General features: G+C 74.5%; 14 protein-coding genes. 12 read left to right on the forward strand and 2 right to left on the reverse strand.

What is annotated here, in order from left to right; all coding sequences use genetic code 11:
* Positions 1-54 precede the first annotated feature (54 nt).
* Positions 55-2,457, reverse strand: a complete 2,403-nt coding sequence (locus ABT345_RS13470; RefSeq protein ID WP_345077873.1) for a SpoIIE family protein phosphatase — start codon at positions 2,455-2,457, stop codon at positions 55-57.
* 288 nt (positions 2,458-2,745) lie between these two features.
* Between ABT345_RS13470 and ABT345_RS13475 the strand changes: the two genes are divergently transcribed.
* Positions 2,746-3,708, forward strand: coding sequence for a DUF389 domain-containing protein (locus ABT345_RS13475; protein ID WP_345077870.1), 963 nt, complete (start codon positions 2,746-2,748; stop codon positions 3,706-3,708).
* A gap of 255 nt (positions 3,709-3,963) precedes the next feature.
* On the forward strand, positions 3,964-6,051 hold the full coding sequence (locus ABT345_RS13480) for an APC family permease (protein WP_345077867.1): 2,088 nt from the start codon (positions 3,964-3,966) through the stop codon (positions 6,049-6,051).
* Here the strand turns inward: ABT345_RS13480 and ABT345_RS13485 are convergent.
* Positions 6,029-6,589, reverse strand: a complete 561-nt coding sequence (locus ABT345_RS13485) for a hypothetical protein (protein WP_345077864.1) — start codon at positions 6,587-6,589, stop codon at positions 6,029-6,031. The genes ABT345_RS13480 and ABT345_RS13485 overlap by 23 nt on opposite strands.
* A 233-nt stretch (positions 6,590-6,822) precedes the next feature.
* Here ABT345_RS13485 and ABT345_RS13490 point away from each other — a divergent pair, with 233 nt between their 5' ends.
* From ABT345_RS13490 to ABT345_RS13535, 10 genes are all read left to right on the forward strand, one after another.
* Positions 6,823-8,883: an APC family permease gene (locus tag ABT345_RS13490; RefSeq protein ID WP_345077861.1), complete on the forward strand. Its 2,061-nt coding sequence runs from the start codon at positions 6,823-6,825 to the stop codon at positions 8,881-8,883.
* Positions 8,884-9,056: 173 nt separating this feature from the next.
* Positions 9,057-9,230 (forward strand): hypothetical protein, encoded by a 174-nt coding sequence (locus ABT345_RS13495; protein WP_345077858.1) that lies wholly within the window; start codon positions 9,057-9,059, stop codon positions 9,228-9,230.
* On the forward strand, positions 9,227-9,325 hold the full coding sequence (kdpF, locus tag ABT345_RS13500; RefSeq protein WP_030285908.1) for a K(+)-transporting ATPase subunit F: 99 nt from the start codon (positions 9,227-9,229) through the stop codon (positions 9,323-9,325). Before ABT345_RS13495 ends, kdpF begins: the two co-directional genes overlap by 4 nt.
* A 74-nt stretch (positions 9,326-9,399) precedes the next feature.
* The gene (gene kdpA / locus ABT345_RS13505; protein ID WP_386460626.1) at positions 9,400-11,022 is read left to right on the forward strand and encodes a potassium-transporting ATPase subunit KdpA; all 1,623 of its coding nucleotides are present in this window, start codon (positions 9,400-9,402) and stop codon (positions 11,020-11,022) included.
* Positions 11,023-11,108: 86 nt separating this feature from the next.
* Positions 11,109-13,229 (forward strand): potassium-transporting ATPase subunit KdpB, encoded by a 2,121-nt coding sequence (gene kdpB, locus ABT345_RS13510; protein WP_345078561.1) that lies wholly within the window; start codon positions 11,109-11,111, stop codon positions 13,227-13,229.
* Positions 13,230-13,237: 8 nt separating this feature from the next.
* On the forward strand, positions 13,238-13,906 hold the full coding sequence (locus ABT345_RS13515; RefSeq protein ID WP_345077851.1) for a potassium-transporting ATPase subunit C: 669 nt from the start codon (positions 13,238-13,240) through the stop codon (positions 13,904-13,906).
* A gap of 387 nt (positions 13,907-14,293) precedes the next feature.
* Positions 14,294-15,544, forward strand: a complete 1,251-nt coding sequence (locus ABT345_RS13520) for an NsdA family TPR-like regulatory protein (protein ID WP_345077848.1) — start codon at positions 14,294-14,296, stop codon at positions 15,542-15,544.
* A gap of 296 nt (positions 15,545-15,840) precedes the next feature.
* Positions 15,841-16,662, forward strand: a complete 822-nt coding sequence (locus ABT345_RS13525; RefSeq protein WP_345077845.1) for a toll/interleukin-1 receptor domain-containing protein — start codon at positions 15,841-15,843, stop codon at positions 16,660-16,662.
* The gene (locus ABT345_RS13530; RefSeq protein ID WP_345077842.1) at positions 16,659-18,623 is read left to right on the forward strand and encodes a hypothetical protein; all 1,965 of its coding nucleotides are present in this window, start codon (positions 16,659-16,661) and stop codon (positions 18,621-18,623) included. The genes ABT345_RS13525 and ABT345_RS13530 overlap by 4 nt, the downstream gene beginning before the upstream one ends.
* Before the next feature lie 11 nt (positions 18,624-18,634).
* Positions 18,635-20,752, forward strand: a complete 2,118-nt coding sequence (locus tag ABT345_RS13535) for a hypothetical protein (protein WP_345077839.1) — start codon at positions 18,635-18,637, stop codon at positions 20,750-20,752.
* Positions 20,753-20,889: the final 137 nt, after the last annotated feature.

The following is a 20,889-nucleotide window of genomic DNA, read 5'->3' on the forward strand; positions in this document are numbered from 1 at the left end:
TTCTCCGGCTTCTTGTGCCGGGACTTCGTCATCAGCACGAGCAGACCGCTCCGGTCACCCCTCCACGCCCTCGATCGCCTGCTCCGTCCACACCGTCTTGCCGGTCGGGCCGTAGCGGCTGCCCCAGCGGGTGGTGAGCTGGGCGACGAGGAAGAGGCCGCGGCCGCCCTCGTCGGTGTCGCGGGCCTGGCGCAGGCGGGGCTGGCTGTTGGAGGAGTCGGTGACCTCGCAGACCAGGACCTGGTCGCGGACGAGGCGGACGCCGATCGGGCCGCGGGCGTAGCGCAGCGCGTTGGTGACCAGCTCGCTGATGACCAGTTCGGTGCTGAACACCAGCGCGTCCAGGCCCCATTCCGTCAGCTGCCCGGTGACCAGCTCGCGGGCGAGCGCCACCGCCGTGGGCCGGGCGGGGAACTGCCAGGCGGCCAGCGACGTCGCCGGGATCGCGCGGGTGCGGGCCAGCAGCACCGTGATGTCGTCCGGCCGGTGCGGCGCCGAGCGGACCGGTGCGATCAGCTCCTCCCCGATGGCGTCCAGCGACCGCCCCGGGCCCGCCGCCTCGGCCAGCCGCCGCAGCACCGCCGCCTCCGCGTCCTCGAACGACGCGGACGTGCCCCGGCGCTCCGCCTCGATCAGCCCGTTGGTGTAGAGCGCCAGCACGCTGCCCGGCGGGATCTCCACCTCCGTCACCTCGAACGGCATCCCGCCGACGCCCAGCCCGGGCCCCGGCGCCACGTCGATGAACCGGGCCGTGCCGTCCGGATGCACCACCGCCGGCATCAGATGCCCGGCGCTCGCCACCTGGCACCGGCGGTCCACCGGGTCGTACACCGCGTACAGGCACGACGCGCCCATCGTGTCCGGGTGCTCGGCCTCCTCCGCCATCCGGTGCACCAGGTCGTCCAGCCGGGTCAGCAGCTCGTCCGGGCCCAGATCGAGGTCGGAGAGGGTCTGCACGGCGGTGCGCAGCCGCGCCATGGTGGCGGTCGCGGGCAGCCCGTGGCCGATGACGTCGCCGACCACCAGCGCGGTCCGCAGCGACGACAGCGGCACCGCGTCGAACCAGTCGCCGCCCACTCCGGCGTCGCCCTCCGCCGACAGATAGATCCCCGCGGTCTCCGCCGCCGCGGTGGAGCGCGAGACCGGCGGCAGCAGGCTGTTCTGGAGCATCACCGACATCCGGTGCTCACGGGTGTAGCGGCGGGCGTTGTCCATGCCGAGCGCGACGCGGCTGACGATCTCCTGGAGCAGCTTGGCGTCCTGCCCGTCGAACGGGGCGGCCTGCCGGACGCGGTAGACCTGGACGTAGCCGAGCACCAGCCCCCGCGCGACCAGCGCCGCCCCGATGGACGCGCTCAGGTCCTCCGGCACCATCCGCGGCACCGCCGGGCCGTTGCCGAGGATCGCCGCGTAGGCGTCCGGTTCGTTGACGACCAGCACCTTGCCGCGCTCCAGATCGCGGAAGCCGGGCCCGTTGGGGATGTCCGGCAGCATCTCGCCCGCCTGGATCAGCTCCTCGGGCCAGGGGCCGTGCGCATGCTTGACGGCCAGCCGCCGGAAGTCCCCGTGCACGCCCTCCACGCTGCGCGGCGGCTCGCCCCCGCGCAGCGTCGCCTCCGCGATCTCCACCGCCGCCAGATCGCCCATCGACGGCACCAGCAGATCCACCAGGTCCTGCGCGGTGCGCTCCACCTCCAGGCTGCCGCTGATGGACCGCGTCGCCCGGTAGACGAGGTCGAGGCGGCGCGCCGAGCGGTAGCGCTCGGTGACGTCGACGAGCGAGGTCAGCGCGCCGTCCGGGCGGCCCGACAGGTCGTACAGCGGCGCCGCGGTCAGCGAGTAGACCAGGTCGTGGCTGCCGGGCGTCTCGGAGCGCAGCACGCCCGACGCGTCCACCACCGGCTCGCCGCTGTCCATCACGTACCGCAGCAGCTCGCCACCGGTACGGCCGCCCTCCAGGCCGGGCATCGTGCAGAGCGGGTCGTGGCCGTCGGCCGTCAGCCGCCCGGCCCGGCCGACCGCCGGGCTGGCCTGCCGGATCCGCAGGTCGGGGTCGTGCACCGCGAGCTGCCACAGGTCCTGGGCGAGCAGCGCCCGGCCGACCGCCGTCTCGTCGCTCCACGCCGTGAGCGCCGCCGCGGGCAGCCCCAGGGCGAGCACCCCGGCGCCGGCCAGCGGCAGCAGCCGCACCCAGACGGGGACGGCGTGCCCGTCGCGGTGGCGCAGCGGAAGGATCCGGCCGCCGGGGGCGCCGGAATATTCACCCGTACGGGTGAGGGGCCGGGCGGACGGCGGCACGACCAGCGCGCGGGCGGGCGTGCCGAGCACCGCGTCCGGCTCATGGCCCAGCAGCTGCGCGGCGGACCGCGTCCAGTGCGTGACCAGGCCGTTCTCGTCGATCACGACCGCGACGACGCCATTCAACGGCGCCGGCGGCTCCGGTCGTGGCACGGCCATGTGGACACTCCGTACGTCGAACGGACCGATCACCTCAGTGTGCCCTCCTCCCACGGATCGAACGAGTGCTGGCGGCCGGTCGGGAACGGGCCGGGGCCGCCTGCCACCGGCCCCGGCGCGCGGGGGCCGGGGCTCGTCCCCGACCGGTCCGGCGTGCGGGGGCCGGGCGCGCGCCGCGGCCGTCCGCCCGGCGCCCCGGGCGCGCCCCCTGCCGCCCGGGTCCGCGCCCCGCAGGCACGGCCCCCGTTTCCGTCACCCCGCCCGCACCGGGGCGGCACAATGACCGCCGTGTTGCACGTACGAGTGATCTCCCCGGCCGATCGGGCCGACGAGGTGGTGCGGATCGTCACCGCCTGCCGGGCCGCCACCCATGTCGTCCGGCTGCCGGGCGCCGCCCTCGCGCCGCCCGGCGACTACATCGAGTTCGACGTGGCCCGGGAGGGCGCCAACGACGTCCTGGCCCAGCTGCGGGAGCTGGGGCTCGAGGAGTCCGGCGGCCTCACCGTCGAACCGCTCGATCTGACGATGTCGGCGGCCGCCGACCGCGCCGAGGCGGCGGCGCCGGGCGATCCGGACGACGCCGTCGTCTGGGCCGAACTCACCGCCCGTACCGCCGCCGAGTCCCGGATGACCTGGGCGTTCCTCGCCTTTCTCACGCTGGCCACGCAGATCGCGGCGATCGGCGCGCTGCTGGACCAGCCGATCCTGATCGTCGGCGCGATGGTCCTGGGGCCGGAGTTCGGGCCGCTCGCGGCGCTCTGCTTCGCGGCGCTGCGTCGCGACGTCCGGCAGGCGGGGGTCGCGGTGCGGACGCTCGTCGTCGGCTTCGGGACGGCCATCGCGGTCACGCTGGCCTGCGCGGCGGTCAGCCGGCTGCTGGGCTGGATCACCCCGGACATGCTCGGCGCCCGGCCGCTGACCGGCTTCATCGTCCACCCCGACCGCTGGTCGTTCATCGTGGCGGTGCTCGCCGGGGCCGCCGGGATCCTGTCGATGACGGCCGGGAAGTCGTCCTCGCTGATCGGCGTCTTCATCTCCGTAACCACCGTCCCGGCGGCCGGGAACATCGCGGTCGCCCTCGCCCTCGGCCACTGGGGCGAGGTCGGCGCCTCCTTCGTGCAGCTCGGCGTCAACATCGCCGGCATGCTGGTCTCCGGCACGCTCACCCTCGCCGCCCAACGCGCCCTGTGGTCCCGCTACGGGCCCCGCCTCGCCCCGGCCCGCCCGGAGAGCCTCCGCCGCGGGGCCTGACGAAGGGCCTGACGAGAGGCCTGACGAGGAGCGGCGGACGGGCGCGGGCCGGGCCACCGGGCGCCGGCACCGGCTCGCGGCCGCACCGGCTCGCGGCCGCACCGGCTCGCGGCCGCACCGGGCCGCCGCGCCCGGCCCGTCCCGCCCGGCGCCCGCCCCCGTCCCGCCCCCGCCCGGCGCTCCCCGCTGCTCCATCCGCCGTCCCTGCACCCGCGCCGCCACGGCCAGGGGCGTGCCGCTCCCTACGCTCGCCCCGTGGCCACCGTGACCGGACTGTTCAAGCGCCTGCTTCTCGGCCGGGCCCGGCGGAGCGAGGAGCTGGGCGAGACGCTGTTGCCCAAGCGGCTCGCGCTGCCGGTCTTCGCCTCCGACCCGCTGTCGTCGGTCGCGTACGCCACGCAGGAGATCCTGCTCGTCCTCACCCTCGGCGGCCTCGCCTACGTGTACGTCACGCCGTATCTCGCCGCCGGTGTCATCGGGCTGATGACCGTGGTCGTCCTCTCCTACCGGCAGGTCGTGTACGCCTATCCGAGCGGCGGCGGCTCGTACGAGGTGGTCTCCACCAACCTGGGGCCGTCGGCGGGGCTGGTGGTGGCCGCGGCGCTGCTGGTCGACTACGTGATGACGGTGGCGGTGTCGGTCGCCTCCGGGGTCGACAACGTCATCTCCGCGCTGCCCGCGCTCGCCGGGCACCGGGTGCTGCTGGCGCTCTGCTTCGTGGCGCTGCTGACCGCGATGAACCTGCGCGGCGTCCGCGAGTCCGGCCGCGCCTTCGCCGCCCCGACCTACCTCTTCGTCGGCGCCGTCCTGATCATGGTGGGGACGGGCCTGATCCGGTATCTGATGGGAGACGCGCCGGTCGCCGAGAGCGCCCGCTACGGCGTCGAACCCACCCCGGGCTCGGCGCAACTGACCGGTCTCGCCCTCGTCATGCTGGTGCTGCGCGCCTTCTCGTCCGGCTGTACCGCGCTGACCGGCGTCGAGGCGATCTCCAACGGCGTCCCGGCGTTCCGGCGGCCCAAGCCCAGGAACGCGGCGGCCACGCTGGCGGCGATGGGCGCCATCGCCGTCGCGATGTTCGCCGGGGTCACCACCCTCGCGATCGTCGCCAAGGTCCACATCGTCCAGGATCCCTGCCGGCTGATCGGCCTGGCCGACTGCGCCGGGTACACCCAGCGCACCGTCATCGCCCAGCTCGCCTCGTCGGTCTTCGGCGGGTCGTCCTCCGTCGGCTTCTTCGTCGTGCAGGCGGCCACCGCGCTGGTCCTGATCCTCGCCGCCAACACCGCGTTCAACGGCTTCCCGTTGCTCGCCTCGATCCTGGCGCAGGACCGCTATCTGCCGACCCAGCTGCACAGCCGCGGCGACCGGCTGGTGTACTCCAACGGCATCCTCGTGCTGGCCGTCGTCGCCGGAGCGCTGCTGTTCGGCTTCAAGGCGGACGTCACCAGCCTCATCCACCTCTACATCCTCGGGGTGTTCACCTCCTTCACGCTCTCCCAGACCGGCATGGTCCGGCACTGGAACCGCGCGCTGCGCACCGACCCGGACCCGGCGCGGCGCCGCCGCTGCCGGCTGGCGCGGGTGGTCAACGCCGCCGGGGCGCTCGTCACCGGTCTGGTGCTGGTCATCGTGCTGGCGACGAAGTTCCTCGAAGGCGCCTGGCTCGCCGTCCTCGCGGCGGTGGTGCTGTGGCTGATGATGCGCGCCATCCGCCGCCACTACGACGCGGTCGCCGCGGAGCTGACCGTCACCGATCCGCGCGCCGACCTCACCCCGCCGCCCCGGGTGCTGGCGCTCGTCCTCGTCTCCGACGTCCACAAGCCGACGCTGCGCGCCCTCGCCTACGCCCGCGCCTTCCACCCCGACCGCCTCCAGGCCCTCACCGTCGACGCGGACCGCGCCGCCACCGCCCGGCTGGAGGAACAGTGGGCGCGCCTCGACACGGACATCCCGCTGACCGTCATCGACTCGCCGTACCGGGAGATCACCGGCCCGGTCGTCGAGTACGTCCGCCACGCCCGCCGCACCAGCCCCCGGGACGTGGTCGGCGTCTTCATCCCCGAATACGTGGTGGGCCGCTGGTGGGAGAACCTGCTGCACAACCAGACGGCGCTGTGGCTCAAGAGCCGGCTGCTGTTCACGCCCGGTGTGATGGTCACGTCCGTGCCCTGGCAGCTGACGTCCTCGGCGCACGTCCGCCCCACCGTCCGGGGCGCGGGCGCGGTCCGCCGCGGGGTCCCCGCCACCGGATACGGCATCCGCCGCCCGCCGCGCGGCGCCCGGCCGGGCGGCGGCCCCGGGCCGGGGGGCGGGGCGCCTACGCCGGACCGTTCCCCGTGAGCAGCGTCCGCGCGGTCCGCTCCTCGGCGCGCTCGGTCAGCTGCCGCAGCGCCGTCGCGCCGCACAGCAACACGCCGGAGTCCTGCGCGGTGCGGGCGCCGGTGGCGAAGAGGTGCCACAGCGCCGGGTTGGCGAGCAGCACCCGCGGGTCGAGGACCAGCCGCCGCCCCGCGTCGTCGCGCAGCACCAGCCGCTGGGCGACCCCCTCGGACCAGCGCACCGACACCAGCCGGTCGGTGCGCACCAGCCGCCGCCGCAGCGGACCGCGCGCCGCCAGCCAGCCCTGACCCGCGGTCACCCGCGGCGGCAGCAGCAGCCCGAACAGCACCGCCGCCAGCGCCGCCCACAGCCCGCCGCGGAGCACGTCGAGGCTGCCGGCGGCGGCGTCCAGGGCGACCAGCGCCACCAGCAGCCCCGCCCCGCTCACCACCGCCTCGCGCAGCGCGGCGGGCCAGTCCTCGTCGGTCGCGGTGCGCTCCGGGGTCCGCACGGCGACGGCCGCCGGCCGCACGGCGGAGCGCGTGCTACGTCGTCCCATGCCGCCGAGGCTAGGCCCGCCCCCGCCCGCCGGACGGCCCGTTGACACGGCGCTGACGGCCCCGGATCACACCTTGACGGAGTCCATACGCGCCCCGGGACGCGGCGGCCGACGCGCCGTCAAGAAGACGTGAAGGTAGCGGAGTCCGCCGACAGGAGCGCGACAGGACGCGGCCCGCCCCCGGCCGCCGGGACGGACGCTGAGCCGCCCCGGACGGAAAGGAGCCCCTCCCCATGACCGCGATCCCCGCAGGTCCCGCCACGCCCGCGCCTGCCGCCGCGCCGCCGACCGCGCCCGCCGCCGCGCCGCCGCCCGCGCCCGGCGGCGCCCCGCCCGCCGCCGACCGCCACCGGCTCACCGCCCTGACCGGCCTCGCCGCGCTCTCCCTCGACGCGCTGGCCTCCGTCGCGTACGGGCCGGAGGCGATCGTGCTGGTCCTGGCGGCGGCGGGGGCGCGCGGGCTGGGCTTCGCGCTCCCGGTCACGCTGGCCGTCGTCGCGCTGCTGGCCGTCCTCGTCGCCTCGTACCGCCAGGTCATCGCGGCGTTCCCGGACGGCGGCGGCAGCTACGCGGTCGCCGGGCGGTATCTCGGCCGCCGCGCCGCCCTGGTGGCGGCCGCCTCGCTGATCCTCGACTACGTCCTGAACGTCGCCGTCGCGGTGACCGCCGGCGTCGCCGCGCTCACCTCCGCCGTCCCCTCCCTCCACGACCACCGGCTCGCGCTGTGCCTGGCGGTGCTGACGGTGCTCACCGCGGTCAATCTGCGCGGCATCGCCGACGCGGCGCGGGCCTTGCTGCTGCCGACGGCCTTCTTCGTCGTCGCGCTGCTGGTGCTCATCGCCGCCGGGCTGTGCCGGGACGCCCCGGTGTCGACCGCGGCGGCCGACGGGCACGCCGCCGCGGTGTCGGGCGACGCCACCACCGTCGGCGTGCTGCTGCTCCTCAAGGCGTTCGCCTCCGGCTGCTCGGCGCTGACCGGCGTCGAGGCGCTCGCCAACGCCGTGCCGTCGTTCCGGGCGCCCGCCGTGCGCCGCGCCCGCCGCGCCGAGACCGCGCTCGGGGCGCTGCTGGGCGCGCTGCTGATCGGCCTGGCGGTGCTGATCTCCCGCTTCGGGCTGCGCCCCGTCGAGGGCGTCACCGTCCTCGCCCAGCTCGCCGACGCCGCCCTCGGCCACCACGCCGCGTTCTACGCCGTGCAGGGCGCCACCACGGTGTTGCTGGCGCTCTCCGCGAACACCTCGTTCGGCGGGCTGCCGGTGCTGCTGAAGCTGCTGGCCCGCGACAACTACGTGCCGCACGTCTTCGGGCTGCGCGCCGACCGGCAAGGGGGTGTCTTTTCGCTCTTCGTGGGTCAGGTCGTGGCGTCCGGTGCCGTGCATCGCAAGGCGGAGCCTCGCCCGCGGACTGGGCGTCCGTGGGTGGGGCGACAACGCCGCGAGGTGCGGTGCTGGGCGCCACGACCCCGCGAAGAGCGGGAAGACACCCCCGGGGTCCACCGGCACGGCATCCTCGCGCTGGCCGTGGTCGCCGCGGCGCTGCTGATCGTTTCCGGCGGCGACACCAACGCCCTGGTGCCGCTCTTCGCCATCGGTGTCTTCGTCGGCTTCACCCTCGCCCAGGCGGGCATGGTCCGCCACTGGCGGCAGGTGCGCGGCCCGCGGTGGCGGGCCAAGGCGGTGCTGGGCGGGCTGGGCGCGGCGCTGACCGGCGTCAGCGCCGTCGTCACCGCCGCCACCAAGTTCGCCGACGGCGCCTGGCTGATCGTCGTCGCGCTGCCGCTGCTGGTCGCCGTCCTCGGTGCCGTGCACCGGGCCTACGCGCGCATCGGCGACCGGCTGGGCGTCGGCCGTCTCCCCGACGCCCCGCACGGCGGCCGGTCGCTCGTGGTCGTCCCGGTGGGCGCGCTGAACCGGCTCACCCGGGAGGCACTGTCCGCCGCCGCCTGTCTGGGCGACGAGGTGCGCGCGGTGACCGTCTGCCACCCGGACCCCGAGGACCGCGCCCGGACCGCGGCGCTGCTGCGCGACTGGCACCGATGGGATCCGGGCGTGGCGCTGCTCCCGCTGCACTGCGCCCGCCGCACCCTGGGCCGGCCGGTCGCCGGATACGTCCGCGCGCTGGCGGCGGCCGAGCCCGGGGCCCGGGTCACGGTGCTGATCCCGGAGGCGGAACCGGACCGCCTCTGGCACCGGCTGCTCCAAAACCAGCGCGGCGCCCTCGTCGCGCACGCCGTGCGCCGCGACACCGACGCGGCCGTCTGCCGCCTGCGCATACGGCTGACACAGCGCCTCTGAGCTGCGAAAACGTGGCACCGGAGGCGGCGCGCGGCGCCCCCGCGCCGAGCGCGCCGCGGACCTCATACCGCGCCCCGGGCCCGCCCCCGCGCCGCCCCTGGCCGAAGGCGGCGTACGGGACGCGTAAAGAGCGAGCCCGGAGCCGTAAGGGACCCGTCAACGGGCTACGGCGGATGGCCGAAAAGAGGTTTCGTCGAGAGGTCCACACGGCCGGGTGTTCGTGCCCGGTCGTCCTTCTTGTCCCTTCCTCCCAGGAGTTCACGATGGCCGACGTGGCCTTCGTCGTCACCACGCTCGCGGTCTTCGCGCTGGTGGCCGTCATCGCCAAGGGGGTGGCGAAGCTGTGAGCGCACAGAGCATCGAGAACGTGATCGGGCTGCTCGTGGCCGTCGCCCTGCTCGGCTATCTCGTCCTCGCCCTCATCAAGCCCGAGAGGTTCTGACGGTGAACTCCCTCGCTGCCGCCTCCGGTGCCCTGAGCCCCGCCGTCGCCGCGGCGGGCCAGCTGCTCGCCCTCATGGCGGCGCTCGCGCTCGCCTACCGCCCGCTCGGCGATTACATGGCCCGCGTCTACTCCTCCGACAAGCACCTGCGCGTCGAGAAGTGGATCTACCAGGCCATCGGCGCCAACCCCCGCGTCGAGATGCGCTGGCCCGCCTATCTGCGCGGCGTCCTCGCCTTCTCGGCCGCCGGCCTCCTCTTCCTCTACGCGCTCCAGCGGCTCCAGGGCAGCCTGCCCGGCTCCCTCGGCTTCGCCTCGATCGACCCGGACCAGGCGTTCAACACCGCCGCGTCGTTCGTCGCCAACACCAACTGGCAGTCGTACGCCGGTGAACAGGCGATGGGCCACGTCGTGCAGACCGCCGGGCTCGCGGTGCAGAACTTCGTCTCCGCGGCGGTCGGCATCGCCGTCGCCGTCGCCCTCGTCCGCGGCTTCGCCAGGTCCCGCACCGGCGAACTCGGCAACTTCTGGGCCGACCTGGTGCGCGGCACCGTCCGGGTGCTGCTGCCGATATCCGTGGTCGGCGCGCTGGTCCTCGTCGCGTGCGGCGCGATCCAGAACTTCTCCGGCGTCCACGAGACCGGCCAGTTCCTGGGCGGCACGCAGCAGTGGCGCGGCGGCGCCGTCGCCTCCCAGGAGGTCATCAAGGAGCTGGGCACCAACGGCGGCGGCTACTTCAACGCCAACTCCGCCCACCCCTTCGAGAACCCCAACGGCTTCACCAACCTCTTCGAGGTCTTCCTCATCCTGGTGATCCCGTTCGCGCTGACCCGCACCTTCGGCAGGATGACCGGCTCCCTCAAGCAGGGCTACGCGATCCTCGGCTCCATGGCCGTCATCTGGATCGGCTTCACCGTGCTGATGTGGGCGGCCGAATCCGGCGGCCACGGCCGGGCGTTCGAGCTGGCCGGCGGCGCGCTGGAGGGCAAGGAGACCCGCTTCGGCATCGCCGGCTCGTCGATCTTCGCCGCCGCCACCACCCTCACCTCCACCGGCGCCGTGGACAGCTTCCACTCCTCGTTCACCGGGCTCGGCGGCGGGCTGACGATGCTGGGCATGCAGCTCGGCGAGATCGCGCCCGGCGGCGTCGGCTCCGGCCTCTACGGCATGCTGATCATGGCGGTCATCGCGGTGTTCCTCGCCGGGCTGATGGTCGGCCGGACGCCGGAGTTCCTCGGCAAGAAGATCGGCACCCGCGAGATCAAGCTCGCCGCCTGCTACATCCTCGTCACCCCGGCGCTGGTGCTCTGCTTCACCGCCGCGTCGCTGGTGCTGCCCACCCCGCCGCACTCGATGCTCAACTCCGGTGCGCACGGCTTCTCCGAGATCCTCTACGCGTACACCTCCGGAGCCAACAACAACGGCAGTGCCTTCGCCGGGCTGAACGCCGACACCCCGTGGTTCAACACCACCATCGGCCTGGCGATGCTGCTGGGCCGCTTCGTCCCGATGGTCTTCGTGCTGGCGCTCGCCGGCTCTCTCGCCGAGCAGCAGCCCGTCCCGAAGACCGCCGGGACCCTGCGCACCGAGAAGCCGCTCTTCTCCGGTCTGCTGGTCGGCACGATCATGATCGTCGCCGGTCTGACCTACTTCCCGGCCCTCGCGCTGGGCCCGCTCGCCGAGGGACTGGCGTCATGACCGCCGGTACGAGAAGACCCCCCGGCACGCAGCGGTCCACCGGCGCGCAGCCGCCCACCCCCTCCGAGAAGCACGAGGACGATGCGATGTCCACCGTCACCCAGGAACGGGCGCCGCAGCAGGACGCGCCCGCCCCCGAACACCCCGAAGGCGGCCGCGTCGGCGGCGGGCTCTTCGACCCCAAGCAACTGGTGCGCTCGCTGCCCGACGCGTTCCGCAAGCTCGACCCCCGGGTGATGGTCAAGTCCCCGGTGATGTTCGTGGTGCTGATCGGCTCGGTGCTCACCACCGCGTTGGCGCTGCTCCACCCCGGCGAGTGGTTCGGCTGGGCGATCACCGCGTGGCTCTGGCTGACCACCCTCTTCGCCAACCTCGCCGAGGCGGTCGCCGAGGGCCGCGGCAAGGCGCAGGCCGACACCCTGCGCAAGGCCAAGACCGACACCGTCGCCCGCCGGCTGACCGGCGCCGACGAGGAGAGCGTCCCCGGCACCGACCTGCGCGTCGGCGATCTGGTGGTCTGCGAGGCCGGGGACGTCATACCCGGCGACGGCGACGTCGTCGAGGGCGTCGCCAGCGTCGACGAGTCCGCCATCACCGGTGAATCGGCGCCGGTCATCCGGGAGTCGGGCGGCGACCGCTCGGCCGTCACCGGCGGCACCAAGGTCCTCTCCGACCGCATCGTCATCAAGATCACCACCAAGCCCGGCGAGACCTTCATCGACCGGATGATCAACCTCGTCGAGGGCGCCGCCCGGCAGAAGACCCCCAACGAGATCGCCCTCAACATCCTGCTGGCATCCCTGACCATCGTCTTCCTGCTGGCCGTCGTCACCCTCCAGCCGTTCGCGGTCTACGCGGGCGCCGAACAGTCGATGGTCGTGCTGACCGCGCTGCTGGTCTGCCTGATCCCCACCACCATCGGCGCGCTGCTCTCCGCCATCGGCATCGCCGGCATGGACCGGCTCGTCCAGCGCAACGTCCTCGCGATGTCCGGCCGCGCGGTCGAGGCCGCGGGCGACGTCTCCACCCTCCTCCTCGACAAGACCGGCACCATCACCTACGGCAACCGCCGGGCCGCCGAGTTCGTCCCCGTCCCCGGCGTCACCGACACCGAACTCGCCGACGCCGCCCAGCTCTCCTCGCTCGCCGACGAGACCCCCGAGGGCCGCTCCGTCCTCGACCTCGCCGTGGAGAAGTACGGCCGCACCGCCCGGCAGCAGGACCAGCTGACCGGCGCCGAGTGGATCGAGTTCACCGCCCAGACCCGGATGTCCGGCGTCGACCTCCCGGCGGACGGCACCGCGGCCCCGGCCCGCAAGGTCCGCAAGGGCGCCACCGCCTCCGTCGCCGCCTGGGTGACCGAGCGCGGCGGCACCGTCGCCGACGACGTCGACCGGATCGCGACGGCCATCGCGGAGGCGGGCGGCACCCCGCTGCCGGTCGCCGTCGACGACGCGGACGGCGCCCGCGTGCTGGGCGTCATCCACCTCAAGGACGTCGTCAAGGACGGCATGCGGGAGCGGTTCGAGGAGCTGCGCCGGATGGGCATCAAGACCATCATGATCACCGGCGACAACCCGCTCACCGCCAGGGCCATCGCCGCGGAGGCAGGTGTCGACGACTTCCTCGCCGAGGCCACCCCCGAGGACAAGATGGCCCTCATCAAGCGGGAGCAGGCGGGCGGCAAGCTCGTCGCGATGACCGGCGACGGCACCAACGACGCCCCGGCCCTCGCCCAGGCCGACGTCGGCGTCGCCATGAACACCGGCACCTCCGCCGCCAAGGAGGCCGGAAACATGGTCGACCTCGACTCCGACCCCACCAAACTCATCGAGATCGTCGAGATCGGCAAGCAGTTGCTGATCACCCGCGGCGCCCTGACGACCTTCTCCATCGCCAACGACGTCGCCAAGTACTTCGCGATCATCCCGGCGATGTTCGCGGTGGTGTACCCGGGCCTGAACAAGCTCAACATCATGGGCCTGACGTCCCCGCAGTCCGCGATCCTGTCGGCCGTCATCTTCAACGCCCTGGTCATCGTCGCGCTGGTCCCGCTCGCCCTGAAGGGCGTCCGCTACCGCCCGATGAGCGCGGACCGCATGCTCCGCCGCAACCTCGCCCTCTACGGGCTCGGCGGCCTGATCACGCCCTTCCTCGGCATCAAGCTCATCGACCTGCTCCTGACCCTCATCCCTGGCATCGGGTGACGCCCACCATGAACACCTCCCTGGCCAACACCGCCCGCCTCACCGGCGCCGCGCTCCGCGCCCTCCTCGCCCTCACCGTCCTGTGCGGCGTCCTCTACCCCCTCGCCGTCACCGGCCTCGCCCAGGGCCTCTTCCCCCACCAGGCCAACGGCTCCGAACTCCGCAGCGACGGCAAGGTCGTCGGCTCCTCGCTCATCGGCCAGCGCTACGACCTGCCGCCGAAGAAGGGCGAGTCCACCCCCGCCCCCGACCTGCGCTGGTTCCAGCCCCGCCCGTCCGACGGCCTCGGCCAGAACACCGTCAACACGCAGTACGAGCTCCAGGTCTCCGGCGCCACCAACCGCGCGGGCGACAGCCCCGACCTCGTCAAGGCGGTCAAGGAGGCCAAGGCGGCCGTCCTCGCGGACAACACTGTCCCCGGCTACACCCCCAAGCCCTCGGACGTCCCCGCCGACGCCGTGACCTCCTCCGGCTCGGGCCTGGACCCCGACATCTCCCCGGCCTACGCCCGCCTCCAGATCCACCGGGTCGCGGCCCGCAACCACCTCCCCGTCCCCGAGGTCACCCGCCTCGTCGACACCCACACCACCACCCCCACCCTCGGCTTCCTGGGCGAGCCCCGGGTGAACGTGCTGGAACTGAACGTGGCGCTGAGGGAGGTGGTGGGGGAGGGGTGAGGGGGGCCGCGTCCGGCCGGTGGGGGCGGGCGCGGTGCTCCTTCCGGGTGGCCCCGGTCCGGCCTCGGGATGGCCCTCCGGGGCGCAGGGATCGCGCCAACTCGCCAGCTCCGAGCGGGTGTTCGGCCCTCCGTGATGTGTGCGCACCGCAAGCGCGGCAAGAGCGCACGCAACGGTCCCCGCGTTTTCCGGGCCCGGGCCGCGGCCGCCGCGCGGGCCCGGCCCGGCTCGCCGTTTCGCGTCCGGTTACCGGAAAGAGGCAACGGACAACACGTCCGGATTGCCGTGCGGGACTCCCTTCGCGTGCCAAGCTCGTGGTGGAGCGGAAATCGCGCTTCGACCCCACCCGAATCTGTCGACGCGTGCGCCGCGACGAGAGGACTTGGCATGCCCATGAACCCGACCTTCGGGGGCGAACTGCGTCGCCTGCGGGAGCAGGCCGGACGCACGCTGCACGACCTGGCGCAGGAGACCAACTACAGCCGCAGCCACCTCAGTCGCATCGAACGCGGGGAGAAGCGGCCCTCCGTCGCGCTGGCCCGCCGCTGCGACGCCCTGTTCCAGGCCGCCGGCCGGCTGCAGGAGCTGGCGGAGGAGGAACTGCCCGACCTGGCCGGCGCATTAGCACTGGCCGACCGGCCCGTCGGCCGACGCGGCCTGCTCACTGCCGGCGCGGCCTCCCTGATCGGCTACAACCTGCCCACCGGCGCCGGCGCCGGCACCGTGGCCGCCCGGCCCGCCGGCGTCTCGCTCGCCGATCCGTTCCGGGCGCAGCTGGAGCAGATGCGCCGCCTCGGGCAGAGCGCGGACCCGGGCTCCCTGCTCGACCTGCTCGGGGTGCAGACCCGCACCGTCGCCCAGCTCGCGGTGGCACAGGGCTCCGCCGACGGCGCCGAACTCCTCGTCCTCGCCGCGCACTTCGCCAACTACACCGGCTGGATGGCGCAGGAGAGCGGCGACAACCGCGCCGCACTCGACTGGACCGCCAAGGCCGTCGATCTGGCGGAGGCCGGCGGCGACCGCGACCTGTCGTCGTACGCCCTGGTCCGGCAGGCGCTGGTGGCCTTCTACGACCACGACGCGGCGGGCACCGTCGCGCTCGCGGGCCGTGCGCAGTCGGAGCGGCTGCCGTCCCGCATCCGGGGGCTGGCCGCGCAGCGGGAGGCCCAGGGCCATGCGCTCGCCGGTGACGAGCGCGCCTGCCTGCGCAGCCTCGACCGGGCCCGCGCGATGTTCGCCGCGGAGCCCGCCCGGACCGGCGGCGACCCGGTGATCGGCACCTCGCACCTCACGGACCCCGCCGCCATGGTCACCGGCTGGTGCCTCTTCGACCTGGGACGACCCCGCGAGGCCGCCGAGGTCTTCGACCGGGAGTGCCCGCGCATCCCGCCCCACGCCCTGCGCTCCCGCACCCGGTACGGCATCCGCCACGCGCGGGCACACGCCGCGGCCGGTGAGGTCGAGCGCGCCTGCGCCCTCGCGGCCGAACTGCTCGACCTGACGGTGACCGCCCGCTCCGCCACCGTGACCGCGGACGTCCGCAACCTCGCCAGGGAGCTGGCGCGCTTCCGTACCGCCCGCGCCGTACGCGAGCTGCAGCCCGCGCTCTCCAGAGCGCTCACCCTCACCCGGCCCTGACGGCCGCCCCGCACGCACCCCGTCGCCGGGCGGCGGACCCCGCCTGATGCCACCGCCGTACGGGGCCGATGACGCCTGCCCGTAGGGGCGAGGCGTACTCCACGGCCGTACGGCCGCTGCCCCGCTCCCGCCCCTGGCCTCCGCGCCGGAACCCGGCCGCCGCCAGCGGCCCGTCTCGCCACGCCCGGAAACGCCGACCACCGCACCCGGATCCTCCCCCGATCCGTCGCCGACCCGGCCCGTCGCCCCGCGGCGGACCGCACCCGCAGAGAACCGAAGAGGAAGCGAACACCGCCATGCACGACATCTTCATCAACTACCGCACCAAGGACGAAGAGGCCACCGCCACCACGCTCGATGTCTATCTCTCGGGGCGCTTCGGCACCGATCAGGTCTTCCGCGCCAGCAAGTCCATCGACGCGGGCCAGGACTTCCGCAAGGGGCTGGTCGCCGCCGCGCGCCGCTGCCACGTCCTGCTCGCGGTGATCGGACCGGACTGGCTGACGGCGAAGGCCAAGGACGGCAGGCGGGCGCTGGACGCGCCCGACGACTGGACGCGCCGGGAGATCCTGGAAGCGGCCGAATCGGCGCAGGTCATCCCGGTACTGGTCGGGGACACGCTCCGGCTGGAGCGCCCCGACCTGCCCAAGGCCCTCGCCTGGCTGGCCGACTGCCAATACCGGCGGCTGTACCACCGCGACCACACCGCCGGCCTCCGGCGCATCGGCGACGACATCGCCGAGCTGGTCCCGCATCTCGCCGAGGCCGACCGGCACGGGCCCGAGGAGAACGCCCGGAGCGCGGCCGAGGCGGGCGGCGGCAACCGGGTGGAAGGCGTCCAGGCGGAAGCGGGCACCATCCACCAGAACGGCGGCATCGGCAACCTCGCCGGCGGCTTCCACGGCACGTACCTCGACCGGCCGACCGGGCCCGTCCACACGGGAACCGGCGCGCAGAACACCACGCACCACGCCCCGCAGTTCTCCGGGGACGGCGCGCACTACGTCGCGGGCGATGCCGCCGGACCGGTCGGCGGCACCCACATCGCCGGGAACCACACCGGCACCATCGGCACCCACCACGACAACCGCCGCGCATCCGAGGACAGCGACAGGTGACCGACGAGGACGGCGCCACCTGGGTCAGCGGCTCGCAGGGCCCGGTGCACACCGGGCCCGGGTCTCAGTACATCTCGAACACCTGGTACCTCAGCGCCGACAGTTCCCATCTGGTTCGTGCCGGGACCGACCCGCTGACCATCGCGCGGGACCACCGGACCTGGCTGCGCCGCCGGTTCATCGCCCCTTCCCACTACGGGGAGGCCGCCGAACGGTTGGAGGAGCCCGGAACCACCGTCCTGCTGGACGGTCCCGAAGGCGTCGGGCTGCGGACCGCCGCCACGATGCTGCTCCACTGCCTGGAGTCCGCGGAAGGCCGGTTCGAAGAACTGTCCGCCGAGGAGAAGGAGAAGGAGGAGAACGGCCCCGACATCGCCGCGGGCGACCGATTCCTGCTCGACCTCTCCGGCACCTCCGACGAGTCCTACCGGAAGGCTCAGCGGCTGCTGCTCGTCTACCGGACGAAGGTGTCGGAGCGCGGAGCGCGGCTGGCCGTCGTCCTGCCGAACGGGCTCCGCCATCTGATCCACGAGGAACTGGCGCCGCTGGTGGTCGAGTTGGGCCGCCCCGACGGGGCACGGGTACTCGCCCGCTACCTCCGGCAGGACGGCACCGACACCGGGCGGGGCAGCGGGCCGGAGCCGGACCTGCGGCCGCTGCTCCACGCGGCACCGATGCGGGAGATCGCCGCCTTCGCCGAGATGGTGCGTCGCGCCCGCGAGCGGGACACCCGTGGCGGGAGCTTCCCCGAATGGTGCGCCGAGGCCCTCGCCGCGGTCACCGACCGGTCGAAGGAGGTCACCGACCAGGTGCGGGAGCACACCACCGTCCCGGAACGGGTGTTGCTGCTCTCCGCGGCCTTGTTCAGCGGCGGCACCGCCGACGCCGTGCACCGCTGTGCCGCTGCACTCCTGCGGCTGCTCGGACACGAGGACGACGGAACGCCGCTGCTGGCCAGGCCCGGCCTCGGTGAACAGCTTCAGGCCCTCGACATCCAGCGGGACGACGACGGCCGGGTCCGCTTCGTCAAGCTCGCCTACGACGGCGCGGTCCGGCGCCACTTCTGGGCCAACTACCCGGATCTACGGGGCCGGCTGCGTACCTGGGTGGCGGGCATCGCGCAGTTCCCGGGGCTGACCGCCGGTGACCGGCAACGGTTGGTGGTGCGGTTCGCCGAACAGTGCCTCGCCGTGGACCGCCCCCATGACCTCTGGTTCGTGGCGGAGAAGTGGACCGCCGCCGACACCCACCACCGGATGGAGGCCGAGGCCGCCGCCCTCCTGGAACAGGGCCTCGCCCATCCACGGCACGCCGGCCGTATCCGCGCCCGGATCTACGAGTGGGTGACGGGGGCCCAGCTCAGCCTCGGCCTCGCCCGCGTCCTGACCGGCGTCTGCCGGCAGGTCCTCGCCGCCACCCACCCCGACCAGGCCCTGGTCCGTCTGCACCATCTGGCGCTCCGCTCCGGCGAGGAGGCCGAGGTGGCGTGGGAGGACCTGCTGGACCTGGCGTGCGGCAGCCGCCGTCTCCACGCGCGCCTCGTCGACCGGTTGCTGACCGTGAGACGGGGTGCGGAGGAGCGGAAGTTCCGGCTGCTGCTCGACCTGATCGCCCCGGCCCGGCTCGGCTTCTGCCCGTACCGGCAGTCCCTCCAGGGCGCCTGGCGGGCCGTGCTGGCCCGGGCCGACTCCCCGGCGGTCTGGAAGCCGTCGGCGCTCGCGCTCTTCACCGCGGTGCACGAACGGCCGGACTGGGACCGCGCGCCCGACGCCCTGATACGCGCGGCCGACGGCGATCCGGGCGTCCTGAACCACCTCTACGTAATGACCTGCGAATGGGCGGCGGCCGCCGTGTCGCCGCGCGACCGCGCGGCCCGGCAGGTGACCGCCGCCGAGCTCCGGCAGAAGATCGACGCCGCGCAGGGCCTGGACTTCACGACCGGTCGCCCCGGCGCCCCCTAGGGAGAACCCCGATGACGTTCCGAACCAAAACCGTCCCCATCCTCCTCGTCCTGCTCGGCGGCTCCGTGGCCGTCCTGCTCGGGCTGCAGCTCGGCTGGCCCGCCTGGGTGACCGTCTTCCCGGCGCTGGCGCTGGTGGCGTTGTTGTCCCTGCTGGTGGTGTACCAGTCCGCCGAGCCGGAGCGGGAGCCCGATCCGTACCGTCCCGAACCGTCGCCCGTGGCGGAGCCCGTGCCGACGCCCTTCACGACCAGGCTCACGGCGCCGTCCGAACCTCCCTTCAACGAGAGGCGGGTGGACCGCGTCCGGCTCGCCAGCGCGCGTCCGGACTACACGTTCGTGTTCTCCGCCACCGTGTGGTGGCGCCCGCTCCGCAGCGGCGCGGGCCCCGCGCAGCCGGGCCTCGCGGACCTCGCCGTCTCCACCGTGCTCTCCCGGGCCCAGGCGGTCGTCGGCCAGGAGGACCCCGAGCGCTGGGAGACCGCGCCCCACCGGCTGCAGAGCGAGATCGGCTGCCAGCGCACGGACGCCGCGGACCTGATCACCGTGCTCGCCGACGGCATCAGCCTGACGCTGGACGAGGACGACCGCATCCGGCTGGAGAAGCTGTCCCAGCTCCGTAAGGACGAGGACGACTGGGAACGCCACCGCCACTTCGAACGCAGCCGTCGCTCCTACCTCGGCGACGAGGTGCTCAAGACGCCCGGCAGCGCCGTCGTGTGGTGGCTGGCCCGCCACGACGAACGGGTCAAGGACGCGGTCAACATGATCGGCCCGCTCGCCCAGCTGTCCGCCGCCGCCAACGACACCGTGATCCCCGAACCGTTCCGGCACGTCGTCGCCGGGTACCCGGACCGCGAGTCCTACCTCGCCGCGGTGAACGAGGCGGTCGACGCGGAGATCGCCGACGACACGGGGTACGCCGCCAGGACGCCCATGCCGGACGCGGAGCAGCCGCCGTTCAGCTTCGGCCCGGACTCCGCCTTCCCGGACGACACGGACGAGGGACCTCGGTACGGCGCGTACGGGCCGGACGAGCCGGACGAGCCGGGCCCGTTCGGCGCCACGGCCACGGTTCCGAGCGGCGACGCCGTCGACCACATCGCCGGGCTGCTCGACGAACTCGGCCTGAAGGAAGGCACCCCGGAGCGCGCGGCGTACATCGAACGCATCGCCCGGACCACCGAGGCCTCCGGACTCTCCGAGGAGGCGGAACGGATCAGGCAGCGGCTGATCCCCGACCACTGCCCGCCCCCCGGGGCCCGGCCGCCGTTCACCGCCCCCGCCGCGCCGCCTCCCGGCCACCACGGCACCGCCCCGGACGGCCAGTGGACCCCGGCTGACCACGCCGCTCCCGCCTCCGCCCCTGCCGACGACGCCCCGCGCGGCTCCGCTCCCGAGGAGGGCTGGGGGCCGGGCCACCGCCCCGAGGAGGCCCCCGCCGCCCCCACGCCCTCGTTCGACGACCGCCCCGGCGACGGTGACGCGAGGCAGAAGACCCCCGAGGGATTCTTCACCGGCGCACCCTCGGAGGGCGAGGAGGCGGGCGGCGGATTCGGCGCCGAGGACGGGTACGCCGCCAACGGACAGCCCGCCGCCCCGCACTCCGCGCCCGACGCCGCCCCGCACTCCGCCCCCGGCGGCGGCCACGGCCCGGCCCCGCAACCGTCCCCGCAACCGTCCCCGTACGACGCCCCCGAGGACCCGTCCCCGTTCGACGGCCCCGAGGACCCGTCCCCGTTCGACGGCCCCGACCGGCCCGGTGACCCCCGTCCTGCCGGCCACGACCCCCGGCGCGGCTACGGAATGCCGCCGGAGCAGGCCCCGGACGGCGGATACGCACCGCCGCCGAACGACGCGGCGCCGGCGGGACACGCACCGGGAGCCGACACGGTCCCGCCCGCGAACGGCACCCCGCCGACCGGCGATCCCCTGTGGTGGGGCGACCCGGCCGGGCCGTCCGACGACGGACCGGCGGCGCCCCCGGCCGGCCCGCCCGCCGCGCCCCGCCGCGTGTGGGCCATGCCGCCCGCGGACGCCGACGGACCGGACACCCCGGCGGCCGCGGACCGGCCCGAGCCCCCTCATGACGGCGGACCGCAGCACCCGCACACCCCCGGCTTCGGCTGACCTGCACCCCCGGCCCCGCGGGGCACCACGGCAGACGACGGGCCCCACCGATTGCGGTGGGGCCCGTTCCCGTCCGCCCACCGCCCCATGGCCACCCTCCCCGCCCCGTCCGCGATACTGCCTACGCAACTGACGCC

Source organism: Streptomyces sp. NPDC000404, assembly GCF_040300365.1.
Lineage (GTDB): Bacteria > Actinomycetota > Actinomycetes > Streptomycetales > Streptomycetaceae > Streptomyces > Streptomyces ramulosus.